The following is a 14,951-nucleotide window of genomic DNA, read 5'->3' as shown; positions in this document are numbered from 1 at the left end:
CTCCCGATCCCGCCGCCCCACCCGTAAGCCCCCCCCCCCGGCCGCCGCCGAGACCGCGGAGACCGCGGTCGCCGCCGCCCCGGCCGCCGAACCGGTGGCCGCTGCCGCTCCGGCCGCCGCTGCCGCCCCGGCCGCCGAGGTCGCGGAGGAGGCCGCCGCGCCCGCCCCGCGCGCCCGCCGCCGCGCCACCCGTAAGGTCACCTCGCCCGAGGTCGCCGCCGAGCCCGCGGCCGAGCCCGTCGCCACCGGCGAGTCGCTCCCCACGGCCGCCGTCGCGCAGATCGCCGCCGACGAGGCCGAGGTCACCGCCGCCGAGACCGCCGCCACCCGTGGCCGCGGCCGCCGCCGCGCGACCTCCCCGCAGTTCACCTCCGAGCCGGCCCCGGTCCGCGAGTCGCGCCGTGCCGCGCGCCCCTCCGTCGCCGTATTCCAGGCCCCCGTCTTCACCGAGCCGATGTTCCAGACCCCGGAGACCGCCGCCGCCGCGGCCGCCGCGGGCGTGGTGGAGCCGGAGGACGAGGAGACGGTCGAGGAGACCGAGGCCGTCGAGCCCGCCGAGGTCGAGGCCGAGGTCGTCGAGGCCCCCGAGCCCGCCGAGCGCGAGACCGGCTCCCGCCGTCGTCGTCGCCGCCGTGGCGAGCCCGTCGCCGTCGAGCCCGTCCCCGCCACCGTCGCCGACGAGCCCGAGGTCGAGGCCGTGGCCGACGAGATCGACGAGGCCGACGAGGCCGAGGAGACGGACGAGTACGAGGACCGCCCCTCCCGCCGTCGCCGTCGTGGCGGCCGTCGCCGCCGTCGCGGTGAGCTCACCGAGGCCGAGGACGCCGAGGAGGGCGAGGAGCCGCGCTCGGAGGAGTCCGAGGAGTCGGACGAGTCCGAGGACGGCGAGGACGAGCACGACGAGGCCGAGGGCTTCGCCGGCGGTTCCAGCAGCTCCCGCCGTCGCCGTCGCCGCCGCCGTCGCAGCGGTGACGCCTCCGGCGACGCCGAGGGCGGCGACGAGGAGGGCGTCCGCACGGTCGTCAAGGTCCGCGAGCCCCGCCCGGCCCGCGAGAAGGCCGAGCCCGGCACCGGCGCCGACGAGGTCCAGTCCATCAAGGGCTCGACCCGCCTGGAGGCCAAGAAGCAGCGCCGCCGCGAAGGCCGCGAGCAGGGCCGCCGCCGCGTCCCGATCATCACCGAGGCCGAGTTCCTGGCCCGCCGCGAGGCCGTCGAGCGCGTCATGGTCGTCCGCCAGAGCGGCGAGCGCACCCAGATCGGCGTCCTGGAAGACAACGTGCTCGTCGAGCACTACGTCAACAAGGAGCAGGCCACCTCGTACGTCGGCAACGTCTACCTGGGCAAGGTCCAGAACGTCCTGCCGTCCATGGAGGCCGCGTTCGTCGACATCGGCAAGGGCCGCAACGCCGTCCTGTACGCCGGTGAGGTCAACTTCGAGGCGCTCGGCATGGGCCACGGCCCGCGCCGCATCGAGTCCGCCCTCAAGTCCGGCCAGTCGGTCCTCGTCCAGGTGACGAAGGACCCGATCGGCCACAAGGGCGCCCGCCTGACCAGCCAGGTCTCGCTGCCCGGCCGCTACCTCGTGTACGTGCCCGAGGGCTCGATGACCGGCATCAGCCGCAAGCTCCCGGACACCGAGCGCGCCCGCCTCAAGACCATCCTCAAGAAGATCGTCCCCGAGGACGCGGGCGTCATCGTGCGCACCGCCGCCGAGGGCGCGAGCGAGGACGAGCTGCGCCGCGACGTCGAGCGTCTGCAGGCCCAGTGGGAGGACATCCAGAAGAAGGCGAAGAGCGGCAACGCCCCGACGCTGCTCTACGGCGAGCCGGACATGACCGTCCGCGTCGTCCGCGACATCTTCAACGAGGACTTCTCCAAGGTCATCGTCAGCGGTGACGAGGCGTGGGAGACCATCCACGGGTACGTGCACCACGTCGCCCCGGACCTGACCGACCGCCTCTCCCGGTGGACGAGCGAGGTCGACGTCTTCGCGACGTACCGGATCGACGAGCAGCTCATGAAGGCGCTCGACCGCAAGGTCTGGCTGCCGAGCGGCGGCTCGCTGGTGATCGACAAGACCGAGGCGATGATCGTCGTCGACGTCAACACCGGCAAGTTCACCGGCCAGGGCGGCAACCTCGAAGAGACCGTGACGAGGAACAACCTCGAAGCGGCCGAGGAGATCGTGCGCCAGCTGCGTCTGCGCGACCTCGGCGGCATCGTCGTCATCGACTTCATCGACATGGTCCTGGAGTCCAACCGCGACCTGGTGCTGCGGCGCCTCCTGGAGTGCCTGGGCCGTGACCGGACCAAGCACCAGGTGGCCGAGGTCACCTCGCTCGGCCTGGTCCAGATGACCCGCAAGCGGGTCGGCCAGGGCCTCCTGGAGTCCTTCTCCGAGACCTGCGTCCACTGCAACGGCCGCGGTGTCATCGTCCACATGGAGCAGCCGACCACCGCCGGTGGCGGTGGCGGCGGCAAGCGCTCGAAGAAGCGCGGCCGCGGTGGCGCCGAGCACGTCCACGAGCACGAGCACGACCACGCCGAGGTCACGGAGACCGCCGAGACCGAGACCGAGGCCGAGGTCGCCGCGGAGCTGGCCGCCCCGGTGGCGCTGCCCGAGCCGATCGCCGCGGACGAGGAGCTGTACGGCTCCGTCGCCGAGGCGGAGGCCGCCGCCACGCGCGGTCGTGGCCGCCGTCGCGCGACCCGCAGGGTCTCCGCGCCGGTCGCCGCGCGGCCGGTCGTGGAGACCGAGTCCGTCGTGTTCGAGCCGGAGCCGGAGCCCGTCGTGGCGCCGGAGCCGGTGGTCGAGGCCGTCGTCGAGCCGGTGGCCGAGCCGGTCGCCGAGCCGGTGGTCGAGGAGACCGCCGCCCCGGCCCCGCGCGGCCGTCGCCGTGCCACCCGCCGGGCGACCTCCCCGGTCGTCTCGACCACGGAGCCGGCCGCCGAGCCGGTCGTCGTCGAGCCGGTCGTCGAGACCGCCCCGGAGCCGGAGCCCGTCGTGGCGCCGGTCGCCGAGGCGGCCGTCGAGGCCGTCGCCGAGCCCGCCGTCGAGGAGGCCCCCGTGGCCGCCCCGCCGCGTGCCCGCCGCCGGGTGGTCCGCAAGGCCACCGCCCCCGCCGGTTCGCCCTCGGGCGCCGAGGACGCGGCCGTCGTCGTGGTGACCACGGCCCCGGCCGAGGCCACCGAGGCGGCTCCCGCGGCCGACGCCGCCGAGGCGCCCGCCGAGGCCGAGCCCGCCCCCGCCAAGAAGACGGCGGCGCGCAAGACCGCGGCGAAGAAGACCACGGCCAAGAAGGCCGCCACCAAGAAGACGGCGGCGACCAAGAAGACCGCGGCGAAGAAGACCACCGCCAAGAAGGCCCCGGCCAAGAAGGCGGCGGAGAAGACCGCCGCCCCGGCCCAGGACTGACTGGCGGGTACGGGCCGCCCCTCCCCGGGGCGGCCCGTACCGAACGGGCGAATTTGACCCTCCGAGGCAGCCGCCCGTAACCTAGACCGTCGGCGTGTCTATCGACGCGTCGCGCCTCTGAGCACTTCCCTCCCGCTCGTCGGGAGAGGCCGCTCGTCCGATTCCGGAACGCCGCGGGCCCTCGGGTCCGTGTGAGCGGCTGGCCTCAGGGGTTTCGATTCCGAGTGAGAGAGAGATCCGCGTGTACGCCATCGTGCGCAGCGGTGGTCGCCAGCACAAGGTTGCTGTCGGCGACATCGTTGAGGTTGACAAGATTCCCACTGCCAAGGTTGGCGACACGGTCGAGCTCTCGACCCTGCTCGTTGTCGACGGCGACGCCGTGACCAGCGACCCGTGGGTCCTGGCCGGGATCAAGGTCCAGGCCGAGATCGTGGACCACCACAAGGGCGCCAAGATCGACATCCTGCGCTACAAGAACAAGACCGGCTACCGCCGTCGCCAGGGTCACCGCCAGCAGTACACGGCGATCAAGGTCACCGGTATCCCCGCGGCTGCGAAGTAAGAGGGACTGAGACATGGCACACAAGAAGGGCGCATCGTCCACCCGTAACGGGCGCGACTCCAATGCCCAGCGGCTCGGCGTGAAGCGCTTCGGCGGTCAGGTCGTCAACGCCGGTGAGATCCTGATCCGCCAGCGTGGCACCCACTTCCACCCGGGCTCCGGCGTCGGCCGTGGCGGCGACGACACGCTGTTCGCCCTGCAGGCCGGTTCGGTGCAGTTCGGCACCCACCGTGGCCGCAAGGTCGTGAACATCGTTCCGGTCGCCTGATCGGATCTTTTGCGGAGGCGGACCTCACTTCCCGTATCGGGAAGCGGGTCCGCCTTTCGCGTGTTACTAGATAGACATTCCGTACGTAATAAATGGAGGCACACCCATGACCACCTTCGTGGACCGCGTCGAGCTGCATGTCGCCGCGGGTAACGGAGGCCACGGCTGCGCCTCCGTTCACCGGGAGAAGTTCAAGCCCCTCGGCGGACCCGACGGCGGCAACGGCGGCCGTGGCGGCGACGTGATCCTGGTCGTCGACCAGGCGATCACCACGCTCCTCGACTACCACCACTCGCCGCACCGCAAGGCGACCAACGGCCAGCCCGGCGCAGGCGACAACCGCTCCGGCAAGGACGGCCAGGACCTGGTCCTGACCGTGCCCGACGGCACCGTCATCCTCGACAAGCAGGGCAACGTGCTCGCCGACCTGGTCGGCCAGGGCACCACCTTCATCGCGGGACAGGGCGGCCGCGGCGGCCTCGGCAACGCGGCGCTCTCCTCCGCGCGCCGCAAGGCCCCCGGTTTCGCGCTCCTCGGCGAGCCCGGTGAGGCGCGGGACATCGTCCTGGAGCTGAAGACCGTCGCCGACGTGGCGCTCGTCGGCTACCCGAGCGCCGGCAAGTCCTCGCTCATCTCCGTCCTGTCGGCCGCCAAGCCGAAGATCGCGGACTACCCCTTCACCACCCTGGTGCCGAACCTGGGCGTCGTCACGGCCGGTTCGACCGTCTACACGATCGCCGACGTGCCGGGTCTCATCCCGGGCGCCAGTCAGGGCCGCGGCCTGGGCCTGGAGTTCCTGCGCCACGTCGAGCGCTGCTCGGTCCTCGTGCACGTCCTGGACACGGCGACGCTGGAGTCCGACCGCGACCCGGTCTCCGACCTCGACATCATCGAGGAGGAGCTGCGGCAGTACGGCGGCCTCGAGGACCGGCCGCGCATCGTCGTCCTCAACAAGGTCGACATCCCCGACGGCCAGGACCTCGCGGACATGATCCGCCCGGACCTGGAGGAGCGCGGCTACCAGGTGTTCGAGGTCTCCGCCGTGGCCCGCCTGGGTCTCAAGGAGCTCTCCTTCGCCCTCGCCGGGGTCATCGCCGAGGCCCGCGCGGCCAAGCCGACGGAGGAGGCGACCCGTATCGTCATCCGCCCGAAGGCCGTCGACGACGCGGGCTTCACCGTCACGTACGACGAGGCGGAGGACGTGTACCGGGTGCGCGGCGAGAAGCCGGAGCGCTGGGTCCGCCAGACCGACTTCAGCAACGACGAGGCCGTGGGTTACCTGGCCGACCGCCTCAACCGCCTCGGCGTCGAGGACCGGCTGATGAAGGCCGGAGCCCGCGCCGGCGACGGCGTCGCGATCGGTTCCGAGGAGAACGCGGTCGTCTTCGACTGGGAGCCCTCGATGATGGCCGGCGCCGAGATGCTCGGCCGCCGGGGCGAGGACCACCGCCTCGAAGCCCCGCGCCCCGCGGCCCAGCGCCGCCGGGACCGCGACGCGGAGCGGGACGACGCGCAGCGCGAGTTCGACGAGTTCGACCCGTTCTAGGTCCTGTCCGACCATTCCCGCCGGGTCCGGGCCGCCCGGCACGCACGCTCGCCGCACGGCCGAAACGCCCAAGTAGCTCCGCTACGAGGGCGTCCCGGCCGCACGCCGATCGCACACACCGAACGACCCGGCCTGATCCGACGCCAATGGTCGGACAGGACCTGGCGGACGGGGCGGCGCGCCGGTCCGGTGGACCGGAGTCCGGCGCGGCCGCCCGAAGCCGGTGAGCCCTTCGGGGCCGAGCCGGCCGCCGCTCGCAGCGTTCACCGGCCGGGCACCCCTGTGGGTGCCCGGCCGGTTTCGTGGTCTCTCCGGCATCCATGGGCCGTACGGGGGACACGTAGGATTCACGGGTGAGTGAGACCCCCCAGCCGCAGGCCCCCGCGCGTGTCAGTGTCGTCGTCATCGCGTACAACGACGCGGAGCACGTCGGCGACGCCATCCGCTCCGCCCTCGCCCAGGGCGAGGCGGTCGGCGAGGTCGTCGTCGTCGACGACGCCTCCGGGGACACCACACCCGAGGTGCTCGCCGGGTTCGCCGACGAGCCGCGGGTGCGGCCGCTGATCCGGACCGAGAACAGCGGCGGCTGCGGCACCCCCCGCAACGACGGGATCGGCGCCGCCGTCCACCCGTACGTCCTCTTCCTCGACAGCGACGACCTGCTGCTGCCCGGCGCCGTCGACGGGCTGCTCGCCGTCGCCACCGAGCAGCGCGCGGACGTCGTCGCCGGGATCTGCGTGCGGCGCGAACTCCCCGAGGGCCGGGAGACCGTCTGGGCCCCCTCCCTGTACGACGTGGAGCAGGGCGCCACGCTCCCCGGCACCGTCCTCGACGGGATCGAGAAGCACCCCGAGTTCGTCCTCGACACCCTCTCCGTGAACAAGCTCTACCGCCGCGACTTCCTCGACCGGCACGCCGTCCGCTTCCCCGACGGCGCGTTCCACTACGAGGACTTCGTCTTCAGCGCACGCGTGCAGGCGGCCACGCCCCGGCTCGCCGTCACCGACGTCCCCGTGTACGTCTGGCACGTCCGCCGGCAGGCCGCGACCCTGTCCATCTCCCTGCGCCGCGCCTCCCTGGCCAACTGGGAGCACCGGATCGCCGCGCACGCCGCCGTCGTCGACGTGTTCCGCGCGGCGGGGCGGCCCGCGCTCGCCCGGGCCGCGCAGACGAAGTTCCTCGACTACGACCTCCCCATGTACCTGCGCGAGCTGCCGCAGCGCACCGCCGCCTACCGGGCCGACTGGTGGACGGTCACCCGCGCCCATCTGGCCGGGTTCGAGGCCGCCGCGGTCGCCGCCGCCGAGGCGCCGTCCCGCTGGCTGCACGCCGCGCTCACGGCGCTCGCCACCGTTCCCGGAGGGCCGGAGCTCACCCGGTTCGTCGAGCTGGCCGCGCCCCGGCCCCGGCTCGTCCCGCCGTACCCGCGCGCCGAGGACGGCACGCCGGTCCTGGCCGCCGCCCCCGCCGACGTACCCCTGGAGGGTCTCGCGGAGCTCGCGCCCGCCGAGCTGCCGGTGGCCGTGGACGGTTCGGTGACCGTCGGCGCGTCGACCCGGCTGACCCTGACCGTCCACGATCTCTACGGGCGTGTCGCCGCGCTCGGCCCCGTGGCCGTGCGTGTCGCGTTCACCGAGCGGGTCTCGGCGGCCGGGCTCTCGGCCGACGCGCCGCTGGTTCCCTCGGCGGACGGCTGGACGGCGACGGTGACACTCCCCACGGCGAAGCTGCTCCGTCCGGGCCGGCTCGCCGCCTGGTCGCTGCGCGCCGAGCTCCGTTACGCGGACGGATCGACCGGAAACGCCGAGGTCAGGGCCCCGCAGGGGTTCGTGGGGCGGCGTGGCATGGTCCTCGGCCGACTGGGCCGGGTCCTCCTTGTCCAGGTGGTCGCCTCGGCGCGCCGCGGACTCGTCCTCCGGTTCGCCGGCGGCGCGGTCGGTGCACGTCAGGTGATGTCGGGCCGGTTCAAGAGGCTGTTTGCGATGCGGTGAACATCACCGAAGGCCCGGGAGAGCAGGTATGGAACAATTCCTCCTGCCGGGTAATCTTTCCGGTCGCCGGGTGGCGCTCGTCGAACATTGCGGAGCGGCACCCTTCACCACTGAAGGCAGTAGTGCGCCATTGACCATGGCGCAGGCAGCGCCGCGCCTGGCCGGAACGCGTGCCAGATGTTGCCGCACGCACTTGTGAGAGGACTTGGATGCCGACTAGCGACGTCCCTGATGTGAGCGTCGTCGTCATCGTCTACAACGATGAGGAACGGCTCCCGCGAGCGGTTCGGTCACTTCTCGACCAGACCCTGAACAACCTCGAAGTGATCATCGCCGACGACTGTTCGACCGATGGCACCGAGCGCGTCGCGCGCGCCCTGGAGGCATCCGACCCGCGCGTGCGCTACGTGCGCCTGGAGCAGAACAGCGGCGGCTGCAGCGCGCCCCGCAACCGGGGCATCGCCGTCGCGCGCGCCCCTTACGTCATGTTCCTCGACAGCGACGACGAGCTGCCGCGTCACGCCTGCAAGAGCCTGCTGCTCGTCGCCGAGGAGACCGGCGTCGACTTCGTCACCGGTGAGGTGACCCGCCTCTTCGAGGAGTCGAACACCACCGGCCTCTGGTACCCGCACCTCTTCACCGAGAAGCGGGTCGTGAACGGCATCGCCGAGCGCCCCGAGTACTTCTTCGACCACCTGTCGACGAACAAGCTCTACCGGACCGCCTTCATCCGGGACAACGCGCTGACCTTCCCCGAGGGCATCCACTACGAGGACCAGCTGTTCTCCGCGCAGGCGTTCTCGCTCGCGGAGTCCTTCGCCGTCGTCCCGTGGTCGGTCTACACCTGGCGCCTCGCCCCGGAGAGCGTCTCCATCTCCTCCAGCCGTCACAAGATCCAGAACGTCGCGGACCGCATCGGCGTGGCCCGGCTCATCGACACCTGGTTCGAGGAGAACGGCCGCGCGGAGCTGCGCGCGGAGAAGGACTACAAGTTCCTCCGCCACGACTTCCGTCTGTACCTGGGCGACCTGCCGTTCCGTGACACCGGCTGGGTCGCCGAGTTCGCGGACGTGGTCAACCCGTACCTGGACGAGATCTCCGACGAGACCTACGCCCGGCTCTCCCGCGAGGAGCGCGTCTGCATCCACCTGCTGCGCACCGGCCGCCTCGAAGACCTCCAGGTCGCGGCCCGCCAGCTGGGCCGCCCGCAGCTCGCCCCGCGCTTCGTCACGGACCAGGACGGGGCCACCTACTGGGGCGCCGTCGCCCCGGCCGACGACGCCGCGCGCGCCGAGCTGGACATCAGCGAGTGGTACATGCGCGAGCAGGTGCTCGCCACCGGCCGCATCCGGCACGAGCTGACCTCCGTGACGATGCGGGGCCCGGTCCTGCACCTGGAGATCCGCACGTTCGACCCCGCCGGCCTGATCACCGAGGGCACCCAGGCCTCGGTGAAGCTGGCCGCGCACAAGACGCCGCTCTCGGTGCCGCTGACCCTCCACCCGCAGGGCGAGGGGCAGTACGTCTCCAAGGCCGCGCTCGACCTCCGCAAGGTGCCCGTCGGCAAGGTCGGCGTGGCGACCCGCCGCCACCCGGTGATCGCCCTGGAGCGGGACGGCGCGCGCCGCACGGACATCCTGCTGGCCGAGCACGACCAGCCGGACTTCCGGGCCACCGTCACGTACCACACGTTCGGCATTCACCACCTCCGCATCAGGGCGGAGCAGAAGGGTGCCGGACGCCTCGAGGTGACCTGGCAGCGCTCCGGCGTCCTGAAGTCCCTCGAACCGCTCGGCCCCATGGCCCGCAAGGCCAAGGGCAAGGTCGGCAAGGTCAGGAAGATCCTCGTCGGCAACGAGGGCAAGGCCACCGCGTACGACGCCGTGTCCAAGCTCCCGCGCAAGCGCAGCCTCGCCGTGTTCGAGGCGATGGAGGGCCGCGGCTACGCGGACAGCCCGCGCTACATCTACGAGGAGCTCAAGCGCCGCAACCTCCCGATCGACGTGGTCTGGGCGTACTCCGGCGACCGCTCGTCCTTCCCGAAGGACGTGACCCTCGTCCGGCGCGGCAGCTTCGCGTACGGGCGTGCGCTGGCCCGCGCCACCTACTGGGTCGACTCGCACAACCTGCCGTACCTGTACCCGAAGCCCAAGGGCACCCGGTACCTGCAGACCTGGCACGGTCAGACCTTCAAGGCGATGGGCTTCGACGTACCCTCGCTGCGGAGCGCGTCGGAGATCGAGAAGGGGCGCTTCCGCTCGGCCGTGGGCCGCTGGGACGCGCTCGTCTGCCCGTCCGCCGAGTTCGAGCGGACCTTCGTGCCGGCCTTCGAGGTGGCGGCCGAGCTGATCCGCTCCGGCTACCCGCGCAACGACGTGCTGGTGCGCTGGGCCGAGCCCGAGCAGCAGGCCAGGGCCGCCACCGTCCGCGAGGCCCTGAACGTCCCGGCCGACAAGAAGGTCCTGCTCTACGCCCCGACCTTCCGTGACGCGGCCCGCCGCACCGGGCAGTCGGTGCGCGTGGACTTCGAGGCGCTGGCCCCGCACCTGTCCGACGAGTGGATCATCGTCGTCCGGACCCACCCGTACGACCGGTTCAAGATCGCTCCGGAGCTGGGGCACTTCCTGCGCGACGGCTCCTCCTACGCCGACATCAACGACGTGATGCTGGCCTCGGACGCGGTCCTCACGGACTACTCGTCGCTGATGTTCGACTACGCCAACACCGGCCGCCCGATCATCCTCTACACGGACGACTACGAGGCGTACAAGGGCGGCGACCGCGGCACGTACTACGACCTCGAGGAGATCGCTCCCGGTCCGATGGTGACGACCACCGAGGACCTCGCCGCCGCCGTGCGGGACCTGGAGGGCACCCAGGAGCGCCACGCCCAGCGGTACGCGCGCTTCCAGGAAATGTTCTGCTCGTACGAGACCGGCCACGCCAGCAAGATGGTGGTCGATGCTTTTTTCGAAGGCGGCACCCATGACTGAGGCCTCCCCTGTCCGCAACGTGTTCTTCGTCGGCATCGACGTCGACTCGATGGGCGGATCCCAGCGGGTGCTGCACACCCTCGCCCAGGGCATGGGGGAGCGCGGTCACCGCGTCGAGCTGATCGGCATCCGGCCGAGCCCGGAGCCGTTCCCGTACAACGCCACGCGCGCGTACCGGCACTCGACGCTCTACCCGGCCCCCTCCGAGCCCAAGCCGCCCGTGCGCACGGTCGGCGACCGGATCAGCCTGGCGCGCCGTGCCGACGCCCGCCGGGCCCGCTCCGACCGCGACAACGCGCGCGCGGAGTTCGAGCGCAAGCTCGCCGAGGTCGAGGACGGTTACATCGTCTTCGGCTCGCCGTGGGCGGTGGACTGGGTCATGCCGCTGAAGTGGCGTCACCTCAAGGGCATCGGGCAGTACCACGAGTCCTTCGCGCAGGCGAAGCGGAGCGCCAACCTGGGCCTGATCCGGCGCCACTACCCGGCGCTGGAGCAGACCCTGGTGCTCTCCGAGGGCGACGGGGTCGAGTTCGTCAACCAGCGCGTCCCGAACGTGCGGGTCATGCCGAACCCGCTGCCGTTCTTCCCGGACGAGCTGGCCCCGCTCGACACCCGCAGGATCGGCGCGGTCGGCCGGCTCGACCCGATCAAGCGGTACGACCGGATGATCGAGGCCTTCGCCCAGGCCCACCAGGGCCGCGACGGCTGGGAGCTGCACCTCTTCGGCGAGGGCCCGCTGGAGGGCGAGCTCCGGATGCGCGCCGAGGACCTCGGCGTCGCCGACCAGGTCGTGTTCCGGGGCACGGCGCAGGACATGGCCGCCGCCTACCGCGAGCTGTCCGTCGTCGCGATCAGCAGTGAGCGCGAGGGTCGCCCGATGGCGCTGGCCGAGGCCGCCGCCTGCGGCGTGCCGTGCGTGAGCTTCGACGTCTCCGGCGGTGTCCGGGAGCTCGTCGCGGACGGCGTCTCCGGCACCCTGGTGCCGCCGGCCGATGTGCCGGGCCTCGCCGCCGCGCTCGGCGAGCTGATGGACGACTCCGCGATGCGCCTGCGGTACGGCAGGGCGGGCCGCGAGCACGTCGCGCACCTGGCGCTGCCGCACGTCCTCGACCAGTGGGAGGCGGCGTTCGACGAGATCGAGCGCTAGTCCGACCCGGATCGAACGGTCACGGAAGCCCCGCCCCGACCCGTGTCGGAGCGGGGCTTCCGCGTGTCGGGAACGGGTGTCCGGGCGGTGTTCTCGCGTGTCGGGAACGGGTATCCGGGTGGGGCCTCGGCGTGTCGGGACGTCCTCGCAGGTCGCGTGTCCGGGGCCACTTCCGCGGCCGCCGGAGGGCCCGGAGGCTGTGACTACACTGTCGGAATGACCTGGCTCATCACCGGCGGCGCCGGTTACATCGGTTCCCACGTCGTCAAAGCAATGACCGAGGGCGGCGAGCACGTCGTCGTGGTCGACGACCTCAGCACCGGCAACCCCGCGCGCGTCCCCGAGGGCATCGTCCTGGAGCAGGGCACGGTCCTCGACCGCGCGTTCCTCGACCGGGTGCTGCGCGAGCACCGGATCAAGGGCATCGTCCACCTGGCCGGCAAGAAGCAGGTCGGCGAGTCCGTCGAGAAGCCGCTGTTCTACTACCACGAGAACGTGACGGGTCTGCAGACCATCCTCGACGCGGCCGCCTCCGCGGGCGTGAAGAGCTTCCTCTTCTCCTCCTCCGCCTCCGTCTACGGCATGCCCGACGTGGACCTGGTCACCGAGGACACCGAGTGCCTGCCCCTCAGCCCGTACGGCGAGACCAAGCTCGTCGGCGAGTGGATGGCGCGCGCCGTCGGCCAGGCCCACGGTCTCTCCACGGCCTGCCTGCGGTACTTCAACGTGGCGGGCGCGGCCGCCCCGGAGCTCGCCGACACCGGTGTCTTCAACCTGGTGCCGATGGTCTTCGAGCGTCTCGACGCCGGCGAGTCCCCGCGCATCTTCGGTGACGACTACCCGACGCCGGACGGCACCTGCATCCGCGACTACATCCACGTCGCCGACATCGCGGACGCGCACCTGGCCGCGGCCCGCGCGCTCGTCGCGGCGGCCGAGGCCGGCGAGACGGCCACGCTGACCCTGAACATCGGGCGCGGCGAGGGCGTGTCGGTGCGCGAGATGGTGAACCTGATCAACGAGATCACCGGTCACAGCGTCGAGCCCCTGGTCACCCCGCGCCGTCCGGGCGACCCGGCCCGCGTGGTCGCCTCGGCGGAGCGCATCGAGTCGGAGCTGGGCTGGAAGGCGCAGCACGACGTCCGTTCCATGATCAGCTCGGCCTGGGAGGGCTGGGGCGCGAACCGCGCGGTCCGCGCGACGGTCTGACACGAGCGACACGCGGAGGCGGGGTGCCCCTGATCGGGGCACCCCGCCTCCGCGTGCCGGTGCCGGTGCCGGTGGCGGTGCCAGCGCCGGTGCTAGTGCCGGCACCCGTGTGCGGGTCTGTGTCCGGGCGCCTCAGGGACGGTGGATGCGGTCCACCCCGTAGTACGTGGCCGTGCACTGCGCCGCCCAGTCCCGCGCGTACGAGGAGGCGAAGAGCGGCTCGGTGAGGCCGCCGATGAGGAGCGGCTCGTACCCGACGTCGCGGGCACCCGCCGCCACCTCCGCCCGGATGCGGGCGTTCTGACGGTCCCAGGCGGCAGCGCGTACCACCGTCTCCGTGGTCAGCGCGTACACCGGCTGCACCAGGGCGGCCGCGCTGCCGACGGCGACCGCGCCGATCGCGACGAGCGCGGCGGCCCGTCCCGCCGGGCGCGGGGACTCCAGCAGGCGGCGCCCCAGCAGGCTGCCGCCCCACGCCCCGTACGCGCAGAGGACGAGCAGCAGCGGCAGGAGGAAACTCGTCCAGGTGCGGCCGTACGTCCAGCCGACGTCGCCGTATCCGCTGCGCAGTCCGAAGACCACGGCCAGCGAGCCGAGGGCGATCAGCGGGAGCGGCAGGAGCACCGCGACCAGGAAGAGCCAGCGGGGCGGGAGCCCCGCGGCGCTCCCGTGGGGGGCGCCGCCGTCCCGCCGGGCCCCGGCGGTGGCCAGCGCCAGGCCGAGCAGCGCGCCGACGGCGACGGCCCCCAGGTACGCCCACTGGCCGCCGACCGTCTGCCAGAGGCGCCACCAGTCGTGGAAGGTCGCTCCGAGCTCGGCCGCCGACAGCGGCTCGGGCGGGTGCTGGGCGCGCCGCCAGCGTGCGCCGGGTGAGGTGTAGAGCAGGACGAGCCCGATGAGGAGCCCCAGGCAGGCCCCCGCGCACCAGGTGGAGACGTACCGGTCCTTCGTCCAGCCGAACCGTGGCAGACAGAGGATGCCGACGGTGGCCGTGAACAGACCGGCCACCAGGGTGAACGGTTCGCTCAGCATGCCGAGCGCCGCCCCGACCAGGAGCGCCGACCCCACCGCCGCGGTCCTGGCCCACCGCACGCCGCAGCGGGCGGCCCGGACGGCGCCGAGCACGGTCCAGAGGCCGATCACGCTCGGCAGGGTGTGCGAGATGGTGGCGGGCGCCCAGAGCAGCACCTGGTACGAGCGGGTGCCGGCGAAGAACAGCAGCGCGGGGAGGAGCGCCGCCACGGCCACGAGCGGGACGGTGGGTTGCCGCGCGGGTTCGGCGGGCCCGGTTCGCACGGCCGTGGCGCGGTGCAGGGAGCGCAGGGCGGCCCGGGCGAGCAGGAACAGGCCGGCGGCGAGCGCGACCACGAGGAAGGCGGGCAGCAGCTTCGGCCCTCGCATGCCGTCGGAGTAGAGCAGGCCGGTCAGGAACGCGTTGGTGACGCGTCCGTTCTGGGTGTCGTAGAAGTCCGCCGTGATGCCGAGGACGCCCATGTCCCGGGCCTTCCAGAGCGCGCACCAGTCGTCCGACGTGGGGCGTACGTACAGCCCGAGGAAGGCGCCGACCGCGAGCAGTGCCCCCGCCCCCGCGGCGACGACGAGCGCGACCCGGGGGAGCGCCCGCCGGAGACCTCCCGAGGACGCGGGGTCCTGTCCGCCGTCGTCCGGCATCCGTGCCTCACCACGCTCCGAGAGGGTCGTCCTACTCACCGGTCTTCGCTCCAGGTGGCCGAGGTCCGCACGCCTGGACCCGTGGCACGGCACAGCCGGGGCAGCGTGCCGCCACGGCGTCGTCCGTACGGGTCTCTACGGGTGACAAA

9 protein-coding genes are annotated in these 14,951 nt (G+C 72.6%); 8 read left to right on the top strand and 1 reads right to left on the bottom strand.

Translation table 11 applies throughout. The features are described from left to right. The 8 genes from ABT129_RS17020 to galE all read left to right on the top strand — a co-directional run. The coding region (locus tag ABT129_RS17020) for an Rne/Rng family ribonuclease (RefSeq protein ID WP_351901575.1) at positions 1-3,415 on the top strand (3,415 nt) is incomplete at its 5' end. 241 nt (positions 3,416-3,656) lie between these two features. Further along, complete coding sequence (gene rplU / locus ABT129_RS17015) at positions 3,657-3,977, top strand: 50S ribosomal protein L21 (protein WP_056558958.1); 321 nt, start codon at positions 3,657-3,659, stop codon at positions 3,975-3,977. Between the two features lie 13 nt (positions 3,978-3,990). Beyond that, positions 3,991-4,245, top strand: coding sequence for a 50S ribosomal protein L27 (rpmA, locus tag ABT129_RS17010; RefSeq protein WP_030317577.1), 255 nt, complete (start codon positions 3,991-3,993; stop codon positions 4,243-4,245). Between the two features lie 106 nt (positions 4,246-4,351). Then, positions 4,352-5,791: a GTPase ObgE gene (gene obgE, locus ABT129_RS17005; protein WP_351901573.1), complete on the top strand. Its 1,440-nt coding sequence runs from the start codon at positions 4,352-4,354 to the stop codon at positions 5,789-5,791. A 353-nt stretch (positions 5,792-6,144) separates the two neighbouring features. After that, positions 6,145-7,782, top strand: coding sequence for a glycosyltransferase (locus tag ABT129_RS17000; protein ID WP_351901571.1), 1,638 nt, complete (start codon positions 6,145-6,147; stop codon positions 7,780-7,782). 209 nt (positions 7,783-7,991) lie between these two features. Continuing rightward, a complete protein-coding gene (locus ABT129_RS16995) occupies positions 7,992-10,775 on the top strand; it encodes a bifunctional glycosyltransferase/CDP-glycerol:glycerophosphate glycerophosphotransferase (protein ID WP_351901569.1) in 2,784 nt (927 codons plus the stop codon). Then, positions 10,768-11,922: a glycosyltransferase gene (locus ABT129_RS16990; RefSeq protein ID WP_351901567.1), complete on the top strand. Its 1,155-nt coding sequence runs from the start codon at positions 10,768-10,770 to the stop codon at positions 11,920-11,922. Before ABT129_RS16995 ends, ABT129_RS16990 begins: the two co-directional genes overlap by 8 nt. Positions 11,923-12,138: 216 nt before the next feature. Next, on the top strand, positions 12,139-13,131 hold the full coding sequence (gene galE / locus ABT129_RS16985) for a UDP-glucose 4-epimerase GalE (RefSeq protein ID WP_351901565.1): 993 nt from the start codon (positions 12,139-12,141) through the stop codon (positions 13,129-13,131). Positions 13,132-13,263: 132 nt separating this feature from the next. Here the strand turns inward: galE and ABT129_RS16980 are convergent, their stop codons facing one another. Beyond that, positions 13,264-14,841, bottom strand: a complete 1,578-nt coding sequence (locus ABT129_RS16980) for a hypothetical protein (RefSeq protein ID WP_351901563.1) — start codon at positions 14,839-14,841, stop codon at positions 13,264-13,266. Between the last annotated feature and the right edge of the window lie 110 nt (positions 14,842-14,951).

It is taken from the genome of Streptomyces sp. NPDC002057, assembly GCF_040296665.1.
Lineage (GTDB): Bacteria > Actinomycetota > Actinomycetes > Streptomycetales > Streptomycetaceae > Streptomyces.
Note: the sequence above shows the minus strand (reverse complement) of the source record. Positions and strands in the feature narration are given on the sequence as shown.